The sequence below is a fragment of the Pseudomonas sp. SDO5522_S412 genome (assembly GCF_054071215.1).
Map to the genome: position 1 here is coordinate 1 of NZ_JBSVWQ010000137.1, position 15,974 is coordinate 15,974.

Annotated in this window: 13 protein-coding genes; 8 read left to right on the forward strand and 5 right to left on the reverse strand. The window is 61.5% G+C overall.

The genetic code is table 11. The features are described 5' to 3' along the window. Positions 1-96: 96 nt before the first annotated feature. Positions 97-672, reverse strand: a complete 576-nt coding sequence (locus tag ACW9I6_RS22575) for an ANTAR domain-containing response regulator (RefSeq protein WP_003219125.1) — start codon at positions 670-672, stop codon at positions 97-99. Between the two features lie 12 nt (positions 673-684). Beyond that, positions 685-1,884, reverse strand: a complete 1,200-nt coding sequence (locus ACW9I6_RS22580; RefSeq protein WP_457339854.1) for a CmpA/NrtA family ABC transporter substrate-binding protein — start codon at positions 1,882-1,884, stop codon at positions 685-687. A 265-nt stretch (positions 1,885-2,149) separates the two neighbouring features. Between ACW9I6_RS22580 and sctC the strand changes: the two genes are divergently transcribed. The 4 genes from sctC to ACW9I6_RS22600 all read left to right on the forward strand — a co-directional run bounded on the left by sctC (position 2,150) and on the right by ACW9I6_RS22600 (position 5,703). After that, positions 2,150-3,580: a type III secretion system outer membrane ring subunit SctC gene (gene sctC / locus ACW9I6_RS22585; RefSeq protein ID WP_457339859.1), complete on the forward strand. Its 1,431-nt coding sequence runs from the start codon at positions 2,150-2,152 to the stop codon at positions 3,578-3,580. A gap of 169 nt (positions 3,581-3,749) precedes the next feature. Beyond that, complete coding sequence (locus ACW9I6_RS22590; protein ID WP_023659087.1) at positions 3,750-4,127, forward strand: winged helix-turn-helix domain-containing protein; 378 nt, start codon at positions 3,750-3,752, stop codon at positions 4,125-4,127. After that, entirely contained in the window at positions 4,124-4,591 is a 468-nt protein-coding gene (locus ACW9I6_RS22595; RefSeq protein ID WP_457339855.1) for a transglycosylase SLT domain-containing protein, read from the forward strand. Before ACW9I6_RS22590 ends, ACW9I6_RS22595 begins: the two co-directional genes overlap by 4 nt. Positions 4,592-4,677: 86 nt before the next feature. Next, on the forward strand, positions 4,678-5,703 hold the full coding sequence (locus ACW9I6_RS22600) for a quinone-dependent dihydroorotate dehydrogenase (protein WP_003219118.1): 1,026 nt from the start codon (positions 4,678-4,680) through the stop codon (positions 5,701-5,703). Between the two features lie 120 nt (positions 5,704-5,823). On the opposite strand, the gene rmf is transcribed toward ACW9I6_RS22600, so the two are convergent. Then, the gene (rmf, locus tag ACW9I6_RS22605) at positions 5,824-6,039 is read right to left on the reverse strand and encodes a ribosome modulation factor (RefSeq protein WP_002553055.1); all 216 of its coding nucleotides are present in this window, start codon (positions 6,037-6,039) and stop codon (positions 5,824-5,826) included. Between the two features lie 531 nt (positions 6,040-6,570). Between rmf and rlmKL the strand changes: the two genes are divergently transcribed. Next, positions 6,571-8,835, forward strand: coding sequence for a bifunctional 23S rRNA (guanine(2069)-N(7))-methyltransferase RlmK/23S rRNA (guanine(2445)-N(2))-methyltransferase RlmL (gene rlmKL, locus ACW9I6_RS22610; protein ID WP_457339856.1), 2,265 nt, complete (start codon positions 6,571-6,573; stop codon positions 8,833-8,835). 141 nt (positions 8,836-8,976) lie between these two features. Next, positions 8,977-11,376: a sensor domain-containing diguanylate cyclase gene (locus ACW9I6_RS22615; protein WP_457339857.1), complete on the forward strand. Its 2,400-nt coding sequence runs from the start codon at positions 8,977-8,979 to the stop codon at positions 11,374-11,376. 136 nt (positions 11,377-11,512) lie between these two features. Here ACW9I6_RS22615 and dacB read toward each other — a convergent pair whose 3' ends face one another. Next, positions 11,513-12,973 carry a D-alanyl-D-alanine carboxypeptidase/D-alanyl-D-alanine endopeptidase gene (gene dacB / locus ACW9I6_RS22620; RefSeq protein ID WP_003219103.1) on the reverse strand — a complete coding sequence of 487 codons (1,461 nt, stop codon included), beginning with the start codon at positions 12,971-12,973 and terminating at the stop codon, positions 11,513-11,515. A 236-nt stretch (positions 12,974-13,209) separates the two neighbouring features. Between dacB and ACW9I6_RS22625 the strand changes: the two genes are divergently transcribed. Further along, positions 13,210-13,554 carry a YggL family protein gene (locus ACW9I6_RS22625; protein WP_003219101.1) on the forward strand — a complete coding sequence of 115 codons (345 nt, stop codon included), beginning with the start codon at positions 13,210-13,212 and terminating at the stop codon, positions 13,552-13,554. 54 nt (positions 13,555-13,608) lie between these two features. Here ACW9I6_RS22625 and ACW9I6_RS22630 read toward each other — a convergent pair whose 3' ends face one another. Next, positions 13,609-14,799 carry a benzoate/H(+) symporter BenE family transporter gene (locus tag ACW9I6_RS22630; protein ID WP_008437554.1) on the reverse strand — a complete coding sequence of 397 codons (1,191 nt, stop codon included), beginning with the start codon at positions 14,797-14,799 and terminating at the stop codon, positions 13,609-13,611. Between the two features lie 328 nt (positions 14,800-15,127). On the opposite strand from ACW9I6_RS22630, the gene ACW9I6_RS22635 reads away from it, so the two are divergent. Continuing rightward, positions 15,128-15,892, forward strand: a complete 765-nt coding sequence (locus ACW9I6_RS22635) for a GntR family transcriptional regulator (RefSeq protein ID WP_457339858.1) — start codon at positions 15,128-15,130, stop codon at positions 15,890-15,892. Positions 15,893-15,974 lie beyond the last annotated feature (82 nt).

Here is a 15,974-nt window from a genome sequence, read left to right on the forward strand (position 1 = left end):
TTTGCTTACTTTTGCGCTGTTCAAAAGTGAGCCGCTGTAAGAGCGGAACCATAAGCGGCCGTTACCTAAATAACGGATATACACCCCGACCCCCCCTCACCCCAACAACTCACTCATCGCAATAATCTGCTCCGCCACTTGAATCAGCTTCTGCTGCCGACTCATCGCCTGACGCCGCATCAGCGTGTAGGCCTCTTCCTCATTACACCCCTTCATTTTCATCAACAACCCCTTGGCCGTTTCGATCCGCTTGCGTTCGGCCAACTGCTGATCCCGCGCCTGCAACTGCGCGCGTAGCGCCTGGTCACTCTCGAACCGCGCCATCGCCACATCCAGAATCGGCTGCAACCGCTGCGCCTGAATCCCCTCGACAATGTAGGCACTCACCCCGGACTTGATCGCCTGACGCATAACCCCCGGATCATGCTCATCGGTAAACATCACAATCGGCCGTGGCTGGTCGCGACTCACCAGCACCACCTGCTCCATCACATCGCGTCCCGGCGACTCGGTATCGATCAAAATCACGTCCGGGCGCACCGCTTCGACCCGCGCCGGCAAGTCGATCGTCAACCCCGATTCATCGATCACCTCAAACCCGGCCTCGGTCAACGCAGCCTTGAGCCGACCGACCTTGCGCGGTGTGTCATTGATCAACAGGATTCGTAGCATGGGTTCCTCCTGTCAGCGCAAGGCCTGGCGGCTGGCAACATCTGCCATGGCATGCAGGCGAAAGCTGCGGGCGTACCCGGCCGGGTCCGAACCGTCCCAGATTTTTCCGTCGATCAACTGGCTGCTGCGCATGGCCTCGCCACCGGCAGGCACGCCCACGGCGCTGGCCGCCTGGCGATAGATGTCCAGTTGTTGCACACGCCGGGCAACGCCGAGGTAGTCCGGCTCCTCCCGCAGCAGGCCCCAGCGGCGGAACTGGGTCATGAACCACATGCCATCAGACAGGTAGGGCAGGTTCACCTCGCCGTCGCCATAAAAACGCAGCGCGTGGGGATCCTGCCAGTGGTTGCCGAGGCCGTCATCGTAGTCGCCGAGCAGGCGCGGTTCGATGCAATCGAGCGGGGCGTCGAGGTACTGCGGGGCGCTCAGCAACTGTGCAGTGGAGCGGCGGTTTTCCGTGCTCTGTTCGATAAAACGGCTGGCCTGCAGGATCGCCATCACCAGTACCCGGGCGGTATTGGGGTATTGCTCGACAAATGCCTGGGTGCAGCCGAGAACTTTTTCCGGATGGTCCGGCCACAGTGCCTGGGTGGTGGCCAGGGTAAAACCCTGGTTCTGCTTCACCGCACTGGCGCACCAGGGCTCGCCCACACAAAAGCCGTCGATGCGCCCGGCTTGCAGGTGCGCAACCATCTGCGGCGGCGGCACCACCACACTGTCCACATCCTGCAGGGGATGGATGCCCTGGCTGGCCAGCCAGTAATACAACCACATGGCGTGGGTACCTGTGGGAAAGGTCTGGGCGAAGGTGAGTTTTGTTCGGCTTTGGTGCACGTGGCGGTCCAGTGCCTCAGGACTGGTCACCCCCAGCTGTTGCAGGCCACGGGACAGGTTGATGCTCTGGCCGTTCTGGTTCAGGCCCATCAGCACCGCCATATCGGTGGGTGCCACGCCGCCGATGCCCAGGTGCACGGCGTAGATCAGGCCGTACAGGCTGTGGGCGGCGTCCAGTTCGCCGCTGACCAGATTGTCCCGCAGGCTGGCCCATGATGACTGGCGCCTGAGATTCAAGGTCAGGCCATAGGGCTGGGCGAAGCCCTGGGTGGCGGCGACCACCACCGAGGCGCAATCGCTCAGGGCCATGAAACCCAGGTTGAGGCTGCTCTTTTCCGGGGCATCGCTGCCGTTGACCCAAGCCAGGGGATCACTCATCAATACGTACCTTTCATAAAAAAACGCCGTTCCGTCGGGTACTCAGAGGAAGAGCCCGGGGTAACGACGTCTGTGTCCTTGAGCCCGTTCCGCCGTTGGCGCGAGCTGCGATAGACAAGGCAAAGCAAGGCACATGCCACGATGCGCACAGGATGGGCTGGGCGTCAGCTTTCCATCAGGATTGAAATTGGCCTGCCTCGCAGTATGGCCGCTCTTTCAGCCCGGGCCATGCAGGCAGTTCAGCCACCTTCACCGTTTCTCGACGCTGCTTTTCGGCCTGCTGCTGGGCAGCCCCGGCGCGTTCGGGGGCTCCTACCAGGCCCGTGATGAAAGCCTGCACACTTTTTTTACCGCGTTGTCCCTGCCGCTGGGGCAGCCGATCGTTGTCAGTCAGGCGGCAGCTCGCAAGCGCATCAGCGGGGCGTTCGATTTCGACTCGCCCCAACCGCTGCTGGAGTCGGTCGCCCAGCAGCAAGGCTTGATCTGGTACACCGATGGCCAGGTGCTTTACCTCTATGACGCCGACGAGGCGAAAAGCTCGGTAGTGACCCTGCGGCATATCTCGGTCGACCTCCTGCGCGGGTTCATGCGCCGTTCGGGGCTCGAAGAGGCGCGCTACCCGCTGCGTGCGAGTGGGGCGCGGGTGTTCTACGTGTCCGGGCCGCCGAACTATGTCGACCATGTGCTGCGCCTGGCCCAACTGATGGACCGCCAGCGTGCGGAACTGCGCCTGGGGCCGCAGCGGATCGGGGTGGTGCAGGTGCTCAACACCCACGTTGCAGACCGCGAGTACAACATGGGCGACAGAACCGTCACGGTGCCGGGCATGGCATCCATGATCGAAAAACTGCTGGCCGTCGAGCAGGAGAGTGCGTCCCCGCGGCAACCCGGATTACTGGCCGACAAGAATATCTCGGTGCTGGCGTACCCGGACACCAACAGCCTGCTGATCAAGGGCAAGCCCGCGCAGGTGAGCTTTATCGAAGGTCTGGTGGCAGAACTGGACGTACCAAAGCGCGCGGTGGAGGTTTCGATGTGGCTGGTGGATGTGGACCGCGGTGAGCTCAAGAAGATCGGCGCGACCATGCACAAGGGGGCGGACAAGCCTTCAGCTACCCGGGTCATGGCACCCATCGAGGACGAAGCATTCATGAAGCGGATCACCGCCTTGGAGTTGCGCAGGCGAGCGAGGGTCACGACGTTGCCGGTGATTCTCACCCAGGAGAATGTGCCCGCGGTTTTCAACGACAACCAGACGTTCTATCTGCCCCGGCCGGGTGAAGACCACGACGAATGGCAACCGGTGGTCTTTGGTACGCAGGTCAGTGTTCTGCCGCGCTTCGCCGAGGCGAATGAAATCGAGATGCTGCTCACCGTCGAGGATGGCCGCCAGATGGGCAAGGCTGCCAGTCGCGACAAACCCTCGGCGGGGGTGGAGCGGATGGGGATCAACACGGTGGTGCGTGTGGCTCCGGGCAGGCGATTGCTGGTGGGGAATTTTCAGCGCGATACCGGCACAGCCTTGCTCGGACGCTACAACGGGCCCATGGCCAACAGTGTGCGATTGTTTGTGATTCAGGCGACGGCGGTCGCAAATGTGCTGCATACCGCTGCCGAGCCGGGGCAGGCGCCGCCGTTGACGCGCTCCCAGCATGAGCAGGTGAAGCGGGCATTTAACCGGGTGACCGAAGGATAAGAACGTTGGTGGCGCCCCTGGGCGGGCATCGCCGAAAGGTCCTACGTGCCCAGTCTGAAAAAATCAGTGCCTATGGGGTTTTTTCCTCTCCTATACAGCGAGTGGGCTTTTTATAGTCGCGACCTTCAGGAAACCAGTGTTGGAAGGTGAGTTGGGTGCGGAGGTACGAATGGCCGTGGTGAACGATGGGGTACTGGCTACCCCCATGGTCTTTGAGCGCTGGACGTTGCACGGTGACGGTAGATTGACCAGTGAAGACTCGGATATTCAACTCCCGCCCAAGGAGTGGCAGGTGTTGCGCCTGTTGCTGTCCTCGGCCGGAGTGCTGGTGACCAAGGACCACTTGCTGGAACAGGCATGGCCCCATAACGAGGCCACGGAAGAGTCCCTGACCCGTTGCATCTGTTCGCTGCGCAAATATTTGAAGGGCGGCAAGGGTCTGATCAAGACGGTATACGGCAAAGGGTACCGGGTGACCTGTGCGGTCAGGATGACCAGCCTGACGGTGGGCGCTGTCTGTTCCACCTGCGGTCGGGGGCAGGCATGAGCAGCGCCCGGTGCAAGGGGGCGCTGCTGCTGATGCTCACGCTCGGCTTCGGCAATGAAGCCCGGGCGTATTGCTGGGCCGAGGCTGCCAGCCGATACGGCATGGAGCCGGAATTGTTGCAGGCCATCGCCGCAGTGGAGTCGGGCTACCGCGCCAAGGCCATGAATTACGCCAACAACAACGGCACCCGTGATATCGGGCTGATGCAGATCAACAGCATTCACCTGCCGCGCCTGCTCAAGGAGGGCATTACCGAGCAGCGCTTGCTGGATGAGCCTTGCCTGTCGGTGGAGGTGGGGGCGTCGATCCTTGCCGACTTCGTCAAACAGTTCGGCTACAACTGGACAGCGATCGGTTCCTACAATGTGGGCGGCGGGCCCGGGCCTCAGTGTGAGGCCCTGCGTCTTCGCTATGCGCAAAAAATCTGGGCCCGCTATGAGGAACTGATGACGCACCGTAACTGACGATTGGACGGCACGCCTCGCATGCAGCCCGTCACCCCGGCTATAATCGCCGCCACCTTTCGCCGCCATCCGAGTCAAGCCCGCCCATGTATACCCTGGCCCGCCAGCTGTTGTTCAAACTCTCTCCGGAAACTTCCCACGATCTGTCCCTGGACTTGATCGGTGCCGGTGGCCGCCTGGGGCTCAATGGCCTGGTGTGCAAGGCCCCGGCGAAAATGCCGGTGTCGGTGATGGGGCTCGATTTCCCCAACCCGGTAGGCCTGGCTGCGGGTTTGGACAAAAACGGTGCAGCCATCGACGGTTTTGCGCAGCTGGGTTTTGGCTTTGTCGAAATCGGCACCGTGACCCCACGGCCGCAGCCAGGCAACCCGAAGCCGCGGATCTTCCGCCTGCCGGAAGCCGAGGCGATCATCAATCGCATGGGCTTCAACAACCTGGGTGTGGATAACCTGCTGTCACGGGTTCAGGCGGCGAAGTACACCGGTATCCTCGGGATCAATATCGGCAAAAACTTCGACACGCCGGTGGAGCGTGCGGTGGATGACTATCTGATTTGCCTGGACAAGGTCTACGCCCACGCCAGCTACGTCACGGTCAACGTCAGCTCGCCTAACACCCCGGGCCTGCGCAGCCTGCAGTTTGGCGACTCCCTCAAGCAACTGCTCGAAGCCTTGCGTCAGCGCCAGGAAGATTTGGCTGTGCGCCACGGCAAGCGTGTGCCCCTGGCAATCAAGATTGCCCCGGACATGAACGACGAAGAGACCGTACTGGTGGCCCAGGCCCTGGTGGATTCGGGCATGGATGCGGTGATCGCCACCAACACCACCCTGAGCCGCGTCGGTGTCGAAGGCCTGGCGTATGGTGACGAAGCGGGCGGCTTGTCCGGTGCGCCGGTACGCGACCAGAGCACCCACATCGTCAAGGTGCTGGCGGCCGAGTTGGCAGGGCGCTTGCCGATCATTGCCGTGGGTGGCATCACCGAGGGCAAGCACGCGGCCGAGAAAATCGCCGCCGGCGCGAGCCTGGTGCAGTTGTACTCCGGCTTTATCTACAAGGGCCCGGCGTTGATTCGCCAGGCGGTGGATGCGATTGCGGCATTGCCGCGCGGCTGACAACAGGCAATAAAAAGGGCTCCTTGAAGGAGCCCCTGGGCCGAAGCCCGCCGCCCGGATGGGGCGTGCGTGGTTAAGTGGTTGCGTATTCGTGCTGGTGTCGGAATTAAATGCCCTTGATTAGCCGACGGCGTGAAGTTCGTTGAGTCTGTGGATTCCCGCAGTGCCAGTCATACCGTCCCAGTTGTCGCCGCGTCCTTCTCGCCAGCCGTTGATCCAGGCTTGGCGTACCGACGGTAGAGTAAATGGGCAAAGCTCACGGGATTTGCCATGAACGCCATATTGATATCCGCGTAAAAATGCTCTTTCCAACGGATCACGCTTAAGTCTTCTCATAGGGTGTTTCCCTCACTTGTTGACTGTCTTGATATCCTTCGGCCTCGTCCGAGGCCGGGCAGAGTTTTTCTGCCGTTGGTGCGCTCGCTGCCGGCGTGGCGAGCTATGTGTCGGCGTCGTTACGGCGCCAACCTGTGTTGAGTTCTAACCAATAGGTCACATGGATTCAATGATCGTTTTGTCATAAGCACGTAACGATAACGATGCTATAGCCATAAGCTGGGATGGCTTTTCGCCCCTTTTATTGGGCAAACCCAGCTATGATGTGCCCTTCAAAGAGGATGGGTTTAATCCTTTAGTGAGAATGTCCGCCTGTTGCAGTCGGTTATTATTCGACGAAGGGTCGGAATGTTTCTTTTTGTTGCTTCAAATACTTGAACTGCCCCGTCGATAAAGGCCCGAAAGGCCGGTAGCCGGGGTGGAACGGCACATTCGTGCCACACGAGCGCTCTTCAAGAAAAGCGCTTGATTGAAAACCGAACGCGCGATGCGTCGCCCGTTCACTTATTGCTGAAAAGCCTGGAATGCCCCATGTCGGACCGTTTTGAACTCTTCCTCACCTGCCCCAAGGGCCTCGAAGGCCTGCTGATCGAGGAAGCCGTCGGGCTTGGCCTTGAGGAAGCCCGCGAGCACACCTCGGCCGTGCGCGGCATGGCCGACATGGAGACCGCCTACCGCCTGTGCCTCTGGTCGCGCCTGGCCAACCGCGTGTTGCTGGTGCTCAAGCGCTTCCCGATGAAGGACGCCGAAGACCTGTACCACGGGGTGCTGGACATCGAGTGGGAAGACCACATGCTCGCCGACGGCACCCTGGCCGTTGAATTCAGCGGCCATGGCTCGGGCATCGACAACACCCACTTCGGCGCGCTGAAGGTCAAGGATGCGATTGTCGACAAGCTGCGCACCCCGACCGGCGAACGTCCATCCATCGACAAGATCAACCCGGACCTGCGCATCCACCTGCGCCTTGACCGTGGCGAAGCGATCCTTTCCCTTGATTTGTCCGGCCACAGCCTGCACCAGCGCGGCTACCGCCTGCAGCAGGGCGCGGCACCGTTGAAAGAGAACCTGGCGGCGGCGATCCTGATTCGCTCCGGCTGGCCGCGCATCGCTGCCGAAGGCGGCGCGCTGACGGACCCGATGTGCGGCGTCGGTACCTTCCTGGTGGAAGGCGCGATGATCGCCGCCGACATGGCGCCCAACCTGAACCGTGAGCTGTGGGGTTTCACCGCCTGGCTTGGCCACGTTCCGGCGCTGTGGAAAAAACTTCACACAGAGGCCAGCGAACGTGCCGCCATCGGCATGGCCAAGCCACCGCTGTGGATTCGTGGTTACGAGGCGGATCCTCGCCTGATCCAACCCGCCCGTAACAACATCGAACGCGCAGGCCTCAGCCACTGGATCAAGATCTACCAGGGCGAAGTCGGTACCTTCGAGCCGCGTCCGGACCAGAACCAGAAAGGCCTGGTGATCTGCAACCCGCCGTATGGCGAGCGTCTGGGTGATGAAGCCAGCCTGTTGTACCTCTATCAGAACCTCGGCGAGCGTCTGCGCCAGGCGTGCCTGGGCTGGGAAGCGGCGGTGTTCACCGGTGCTCCGGACCTGGGCAAGCGCATGGGCATCCGCAGCCACAAACAGTATTCGTTCTGGAACGGCGCCTTGCCGTGCAAATTGCTGCTGATCAAGGTCACCCCGGACCAGTTCGTCACCGGCGAGCGTCGCACCCCGGAACAACGCCAGGCCGAGCGCGAGCAAGCGGCCTACGACCAGGCGCCGACCGAGCCGCAAGAGCGCCAGTACAACAAGAACGGGAACCCGATCAAACCCGCGCCGGCCCCAGTGGTCGAGCAGGCGCGCTTGAGCGAAGGCGGGCAGATGTTTGCCAACCGCCTGCAAAAGAACCTGAAACTGCTGGGCAAGTGGGCCAAGCGCGAAGGCGTCGATTGCTACCGTGTGTACGATGCCGACATGCCGGAATACTCCATGGCCATCGACCTGTTCCACGACTGGGTCCACGTCCAGGAATACGTGGCGCCGAAGTCGATTGACCCGGAAAAAGCTTCGGCACGCATGTTCGATGCCCTGGCGGCCATTCCCCAGGCGCTGGGCATCGACAAGAACCGTGTGGTGGTCAAGCGTCGCGAACGCCAGAGCGGCACCAAGCAGTACGAGCGCCAGAGCGCCCAGGGCAAGTTCACCGAGGTCAGCGAAGGCGGCGTCAAGTTGCTGGTCAACCTGACCGATTACCTGGACACCGGCCTGTTCCTCGACCACCGCCCAATGCGCATGCGCATCCAGAAAGAGGCGGCCGGCAAGCGCTTCCTCAACCTGTATTGCTACACCGCCACCGCCAGTGTGCATGCCGCCAAGGGTGGTGCGCGCAGCACCACCAGCGTCGACCTGTCGAAGACCTACCTGGACTGGGCGCGCCGCAACTTCTCCCTCAACGGTTTCTCCGACAAGAACCGCCTGGAGCAGGGCGACGTGATGGCCTGGCTGGAAGCCAGCCGCGATGAGTTCGACATGATCTTCATCGACCCGCCGACCTTCTCCAACTCCAAGCGCATGGAAGGCATCTTCGACGTGCAACGCGACCACGTGCAGTTGCTGGACCTGGCCATGGCGCGCCTGGCACCGGGCGGCGTGTTGTACTTCTCGAACAACTTCCGCAAGTTCCAGCTGGAAGACAACCTCGTCGAGCGGTATGCCGTCGAAGAGATCAGCGACAAGACCATCGACCCGGATTTTGCGCGTAACGCCAAGATCCATCGGGCGTGGAAAATCACCGCGCGCTGATCACTGCGTTCTGAAGCCGCAGGCCCGGATCATTCCGGCCTTGCGGCTTTTTTTTGCGCTGGTCAAACGCAAGTCCTGTGGCTATAACTTAGGACCTGGCCAAAGTGACGCACCCGCACGCTGGCGTTCCGAGTCTTGTCTATGCCGCTGCATGCCGTCCGCCCGAAAATCCTAGGCTTTATCAGTGAGCAGGTGTCGGCGTGGCTGGTGGCGGTGGTGGTGTTGCTGGCCGGTATCGCGCTGACGATTGTCGTCGCCTGGGCCGCGTCCGAGCTTTACCAGCAGCAGATGCGCCAGCGCTTTCAACTGCTGGTCAACGAGCGCTACAGCCGTCTCCAGGAGCGTTTCGAGGACCAGGAACAACGCCTGGGCAGCCTGCGGCGGTTCTTCGTCAATTCAAATACAGTCTCGCGCAAAGAGTTCGAAGGGTTCGCGCAGCCCTTGCTGTTGCGTACCCGCGCCTATGCCTGGGCACCCCGGGTTTTGCGTGACCAGCGCGGTGCGTTCGAGCAGGCAATCACGGCGGAGCGCGGTGCGAATTTCTCCATTCGTGAATTGAATGCGGCGGGCGAACTGACCCCGGCGACTGATCGCGATGAGTATGTGCCGGTGCTGTACAGCCAGACCCAGAGCATTCTCGGCTCGCCGCTGGGTTTTGACCTGTTGGCCCAGCCACTGCGGCGCTCGACAGTGGAGCGTGCGCAACAGTCAGGGAAGATGGCGGTGTCCCAGCCCATGCAACTGGTGGGTGTGGAGCCGGCCTATGCCATGGGTGTATTGCTGGTGGCACCGGTCAGCCGGGCACCGACGACACAAGTGCCCAACAGTGAACCTTACGGCTACGTCATGGCGGTGATCAGCATGCGCCAGCTGGTGGCCGATGGCTTGCCCAAGGCCGCACGGGACAACCTGGTGATGCAGATTGTCGACACCTCCGATGCAGAGCAACGGGTGTTGTACGAATCCAGCAACCCCGTGGCAGACAGTGACCTGGTGGCAGCACGCCGGCTGACGCTCGGCGACCACGTCTACGCCTTGAGCCTGCGCCCCAGCCAGGTGTTCCAGCAGGGCAATCACTCGTCGCTGGTCAGTATCCTGGTCATGGGCAGCCTGCTGAGTGTGCTGCTCAGTGCGTTGCTCTACGTGGTGGTCAGCCAGCGCCAGCGCGCATTGAAGCTGGTGGAGCAGCGCACCGCCCAATTGCGTCAGCGGGAACAGGAACTGAGAGGCACCCACGGCCAACTGCGCAGCGTGCTCAATGCGGCCACCCAGGTGGCGATCATCGCGACGGACTTGCGCGGTGTGATCACCACCTTCAACGCCGGCGCCGAGCAGATGCTGGGCTTTGAAGCACAAGAGGTACTGGGCCACCTGACCCTCGAAAGCCTGCACCTGGCCCCCGAGCTGGAAGCCCGTGCCGCGCAATTGAGCGCAATCCTCGGCAAGCGCATCGCGCCAGCCCAGGCGATGCTGGTGGACAGCGCCGATGCAGTGCATGAGGCCCGCGAGTGGACGCTGGTACGCAAGGACGGCAGCCAACTGACGGTGAACATGCTCGCCACTGTTCTGCTGGACGAGCATGGCCTGTGGGTCGGGCACCTGGCGATCTGCCTGGATGTCACCGAGCAGAAGCGCGCCTATGAGGCACTGGCCGCGCGGGACCGCCTGCTGAAGAAACTCAGCGCCCATGTGCCCGGCGGTATTTTCCAGTTCATCCTGGAACCGAACAATGTCTCGCGTTTCATTTATGCCAGCGATGGCATCCGCGACATCTACGAAATCGAGCCTGGGGTGTTGCAGCAGGATGCGCGAAAGGTCTTCGAGCGGATTCATCCGCTGGATGTCGAGCGGGTACGGGAGTCCATTCGCCTGTCCACCCTGCAACTGAGCCATTGGCGTGAAGAATACCGGGTGCAGTTGCCCCATCGGGGGCTGCGCTGGGTTCGCGGTGAGGCGACGCCGGAAGAGCTGGCCGGTGGCGGTACGTTATGGCATGGCTATGTGTCGGATATTTCCGATCTCAAGCGGGTCGAGGAAGAGCTGCGGGCGCTGTCGATTACCGATTCCCTGACCGGCATTCATAACCGACGCTACTTCCAGGACCGGCTGAAGGCCGAGATGATCCGGGTCAAGCGTGCCTCGGGGGCGTTGTCGGTGATCATGTTCGACATCGATCACTTCAAGCGCATCAACGACCAGCATGGTCACGCGGTGGGTGATGAAGTGCTCAAGGAGTTATGCCGGCGCATCAGCCAGCGGTTACGACGCACGGATGTGTATTGCCGGCTGGGGGGCGAGGAGTTTGTGGTGCTGTGCGCCAATACCGACGGCAGCCAGGCGTTCAGTGTTGCCCTGGAGTTGTGGCAGGCGTTGCGCGGTGAGCCGATGGAAGGTGTCGGCACGGTGACGGCGAGCTTCGGGGTCGCCAGTTGGCGGGTCGAGGAGGGCGTCGACAGCTTGTTGCTGCGGGCGGATTCGGGTGTCTATGCCGCCAAGCAGGCGGGCAGGGACAGAGTTGAGGCAGAGCGGGTGCTTGCCTGAAGTGTACGGCCATTCAAGCTATTAGAGATCAATGTGGGAGCTGGCTTGCCTGCGATAGCATCACCTCGGTATTCCTGATAGACCGAGGCGTCTGCATCGCAGGCAAGCCAGCTCCCACATTTGATATTTGCTGCTGTTAGAGGACCGGGGCCGCCGCCGCCAGTTTCGGCTGGCGATACAGGTCCAGCAGCACCTGGTCCAGTACCGAGGACGCGCCCCACGGTTTCGGATCGTTGAGAATCGCCACCACAGCCCAGGTATTGCCATTGTTGTCGCGGCTGAACCCGGCAATCGCCCGCACGGTGTTCAGGGTGCCGGTCTTGACGTGGGCTTCGCCGCGCATGGCCGTGGTCTTCAGGCGTTTACGCATGGTGCCGTCGGTGCCGGCAATCGGCAGCGAACTGATGTACTCCGCCGCGTACGGGCTTCTCCACGCCGCTTGCAGCATGGTCGCCATCTCGCGGGCGCTGACCCGTTCAGCACGGGACAGGCCGGAGCCGTTCTCCATCACCAGGTGCGGCGCGGTGATGCCTTTTTTCGCCAGCCACTGGCGCACCACGCGCTGGGCGGCCTTGGCGTCGTCGCCGTCGGCATCGGTGCGGTACTGCGCACCCAGGCTCAGGAACAACTGCTGGGCCATGGTGTTGTTACTGTATTTGTTGATGTCGCGGATGATCTCCGCCAGGTCCGGCGAGAACGCACGAGCCAGCACTTTGGCGTTCTTCGGTACCGGCGCCTGGATGTCGCGGCCCTGGATGCTGCCGCCCAGTTCCTTCCAGATCGCCCGAACGGCGCCGGCGGTGTAGGTGGCGTGGTCCAGCAACGACAGATACGTCTGCGAGCTGCAGCCGTCCGCCAACTGGCCGCTGACGGTCACGGTGACGCTGCCGTCGGCGGCGGTCATCGGGCTGTAGCGCACATCGCCGGTGCATTGCTTGGCGTTGGAGACCTTGACCTGGTTGTCGATGCGGATGCTCGCAATCGGCGGCTCGACCGAGACCAGCACCTTGCCCGAATCATTGCGGGTGACGAAGCGCAGCGCCTTGAGGTTGACCATCAAGGCATCGGGCTTGACCAGGAACGGCTTGTTCTCGTCGTTGCCGTCGTCATTGAACTCCGGCAGTTGCGGCGGGATGAAGAAGCCACGGTCCAGCACCAGGTCGCCGGTCACTTGCTGCACGCCATTGGCCCGCAGGTCGCGCATCAGCAGCCAGAGTTTTTCCATGTTCAGCTTGGGGTCGCCGCCGCCCTTGAGGTACAGGTTGCCGTTCAGGATCCCGCCGCTCAGGGTGCCGTCGGTGTAGAACTCGGTTTTCCACTGATGGTTGGGACCGAGCATTTCCAGGGCCGCGTAGGTGGTGACCAGCTTCATGGTCGAGGCCGGGTTGACCGACACGTCGGCGTTGAACACGGTAGGTGTGCCCGGGCCATTGAGGGGAATCATCACCAGGGACAGGGCATTGTTTTGCAGCTTGGCTTTCTGGAGGGCTTCCTGGACCTTGGGCGGCAGGGAAGTGTTGATCGGGGCGGCGGTAACGGAAAAGGCCAGGGGCAGAAGAAAACTGGCGAGTAACAGTGGACGCAAAGATTTGATCATAAGAATTAAAACCCTACTGCTGAGGGGGTAAAAAGGTGAGGGGTATGTACGAAAAATCCCTCAATGGTCATGAAAGTGTCGGCATTATGCCCCAAGGCTGTCGCACTTGTGGCTGAACGATAGCTGCAATTGGCGGTTTTTTTTACTGGCACTCTGCCGCCTGTCCCAGAGAATCGGGCAAAGGCCTGCTTAAACTGCTAAAGTGCCGCCCGTTATTACTTAAGAGGATTGTTCCAATGGCGACTAACCGTTCCCGGCGTCTGCGCAAAAAACTGTGCGTTGATGAATTTCAAGAGCTGGGTTTCGAACTGAACCTGGACTTCAAAGAAGGTTTGGACGATGAAGCGGTTGACGCTTTCCTCGAAGCATTCCTCACTGAAGCGATGGACGGCAACGGCCTGGACTACGTCGGCGGTGATGACTTCGGTCTGGTTTGCAAAGCCACCCGTGGTTCGGTCAACGAAGAACAGCGTGCCGCTGTTGAAGCGTGGCTGAAGGCTCGTCCAGAGCTGACCCGCGTTGAAGTCAGCGCCCTGCTGGACGCTTGGCACCCAGAAAAGCCGATTAACCCGGCAGTCTGATGTCATGAAAAAGCGACCCGCCCGGGTCGCTTTTTCGTTACTGGGTCTAAAGAATCAGGCCTTGCGCCAGTTCAGAATCACCAGCGTCAACACCCCCGCGACAATTCCCCAGAACGCCGAGCCGATGGAAAACAACGTCAACCCCGACGCTGTGACCATGAAGGTGATCAACGCAGCTTCCCGTTCCCTGGGTTCATTCATGGCGATGCTCAGGCCATTGATGATCGAGCCAAACAATGCCAGTGCCGCAATCGACAGCACCAGTTCCTTGGGCAGGGCGGCGAATAACGCGGCCAATGTCGCGCCAAACACCCCGGCGATCCCGTAGAAAATCCCGCACCAGACCGCGGCGGTGTAGCGCTTGTTGCGATCCTCATGGGCATGAGGGCCGGTGCAGATCGCCGCGCTGATGGCTGCCAGGTTGATGCCATGGGAGCCAAACGGCGCCAGCACCAGCGAGGCCAGGCCGGTGGTAGTAATCAATGGCGACGCCGGTACGTTATAGCCGTCGGCCCGCAGCACCGCGACACCCGGCATGTTCTGCGAGGTCATGGCCACCACGAACAGCGGGATGCCGATGCTGATGGTCGCGGCCAGGGAGAAGTGCGGCGTGGTCCACACCGGCGTTGCCACTTCCAGGTGAAAGCCACTGAAATCCAGCAGCCCCATCAGCCCGGACAGCGCCGTGCCGATCAGCAGTGCCGCGAGCACGGCATAACGCGGCGACAGGCGCTTGATGACCAGGTAAGTGAAGAACATCCCCAGCACCAGACCGGTACGGTGCTGCGCGGCGACGAAAATCTCGCTGCCGATCTTGAACAGAATCCCCGCCAGCAAGGCGGCCGCCAGGGACGCGGGGATGCGCTTGACGAGTTTTTCGAAGCTGCCGGTCAGCCCACAGATGGTCACCAGCACCGCGCAGGTGATGTAGGCGCCGATGGCCTCGCCGTAGCTGACGCCGCCCAGGCTGGTGATCAACAGCGCCGCGCCCGGTGTGGACCAGGCAATGGTGATCGGCGTGCGATAGCGCAGGGACAGACCAATGCTGCACACCGCCATGCCGATGGAAATCGCCCAGATCCACGAGGAAATTTGCGCGGTGGTCAGGCCCGCAGCCTGGCCAGCCTGAAACATCAGCACCAGGGAGCTGGTGTAGCCGGTCATCATGGCAATGAAACCGGCGACGATGGCCGAAGGCGAAGTGTCGGCCAGTGGGCGTAATCGCGCTTGGGGGACGTCGGACATGGGCGGTGTTCCTTTTACCGGGCTGTCTGTAGGAGCGAGCTTGCTCGCGAAGGTCGTTAACGATGACGCTGGCATCCTGACTGAATGCGGTGCTTATACGTTTTTCGCGAGCAAGCTCGCTCCTACAAAGGAGAAAGTGCGGAATCAAGCCTAAACTCAAACGTAACGATTCATTGCAATACAGCCGGCGCCCCAAACAGCCGTACAGTGTGTTGGCGCACTGGGTTGTGTACAATGTGCGCTGATTTTACGCGATACTTGCCAGCGACCCTCTGTGCCGTATTACAGTCAACGTCAATTCGCCGCCGTTCTCCCGACCCGAGTGCCCATGAACGAACAGTTGCAGCCCCTCAAGAAACAGCCGCGAGCCGGTAAGGCCGGTCGCAGTGGAACCCAGGACGATATCGTCTACGCGCATATCTTCGAGGCGATCCTCGAACAACGCCTGGCGCCCGGTACCAAATTGAGTGAAGAAGCGCTGGGCGAAATCTTCGGCGTCAGCCGCACCATCATTCGCCGCGCGCTGTCGCGCCTGGCCCATGAAGGCGTGGTACTGCTGCGGCCCAATCGTGGTGCGGTAGTGGCCAGCCCGAGCGTCGAGGAAGCCCGCCAGGTATTCCTCGCCCGGCGCCTGGTGGAGCGTGCGATCACTGAATTGGCGGTGCAGCATGCCACGGCCGAGCAACTGGCCGAGCTGCGGCAGATGGTCAACGACGAGCGCGACAGCTTCTCCCGGGGCGATCGCGGCGCGGGCATCCGGCTTTCCGGCGAGTTCCACCTGAAGCTGGCCGAGGCGGCGCAGAATGCGCCGCTGATCAGTTTCCAGCGCAGTCTGGTGTCCCAGACCTCGTTGATCATCGCCCAGTACGAAAGCGGCAACCGCTCGCACTGTTCCTACGATGAGCACACGCAGTTGATCGACGCGATCGAAGCGCGGGATGCGGATTTGGCGGTGAACCTGATGATGCATCACATGGATCACATCGACAGCAAGCTCAACCTCGATGAGGAAAGCGCGTCGGATGACCTGCATGCGGTGTTCTCGCATCTGTTGCAGACCAAGAAGCCGGGGCGCTCGTCTGTAAAACTGTAATTTTCCAGGCTCGCCACTAACCAAATGTGGGAGCGGGCTTGCTCGCGAAGGCGGTGGATCAGTCAGCATATCCAGCGACTGA

Coding starts and splice junctions, on each gene's coding strand:
- ACW9I6_RS22600 (WP_003219118.1), top strand. CDS start 4,678: ATGTATACCCTGGCCCGCCAGCTGTTGTTCAAACTCTCTCCGGAAACT.
- rmf (WP_002553055.1), bottom strand. CDS start 6,039: ATGAGAAGACTTAAGCGTGATCCGTTGGAAAGAGCATTTTTACGCGGA.
- dacB (WP_003219103.1), bottom strand. CDS start 12,973: ATGATCAAATCTTTGCGTCCACTGTTACTCGCCAGTTTTCTTCTGCCC.
- ACW9I6_RS22590 (WP_023659087.1), top strand. CDS start 3,750: ATGGCCGTGGTGAACGATGGGGTACTGGCTACCCCCATGGTCTTTGAG.
- ACW9I6_RS22630 (WP_008437554.1), bottom strand. CDS start 14,799: ATGTCCGACGTCCCCCAAGCGCGATTACGCCCACTGGCCGACACTTCG.
- ACW9I6_RS22625 (WP_003219101.1), top strand. CDS start 13,210: ATGGCGACTAACCGTTCCCGGCGTCTGCGCAAAAAACTGTGCGTTGAT.
- ACW9I6_RS22635 (WP_457339858.1), top strand. CDS start 15,128: ATGAACGAACAGTTGCAGCCCCTCAAGAAACAGCCGCGAGCCGGTAAG.
- ACW9I6_RS22575 (WP_003219125.1), bottom strand. CDS start 672: ATGCTACGAATCCTGTTGATCAATGACACACCGCGCAAGGTCGGTCGG.
- ACW9I6_RS22595 (WP_457339855.1), top strand. CDS start 4,124: ATGAGCAGCGCCCGGTGCAAGGGGGCGCTGCTGCTGATGCTCACGCTC.
- ACW9I6_RS22580 (WP_457339854.1), bottom strand. CDS start 1,884: ATGAGTGATCCCCTGGCTTGGGTCAACGGCAGCGATGCCCCGGAAAAG.
- ACW9I6_RS22615 (WP_457339857.1), top strand. CDS start 8,977: ATGCCGCTGCATGCCGTCCGCCCGAAAATCCTAGGCTTTATCAGTGAG.
- rlmKL (WP_457339856.1), top strand. CDS start 6,571: ATGTCGGACCGTTTTGAACTCTTCCTCACCTGCCCCAAGGGCCTCGAA.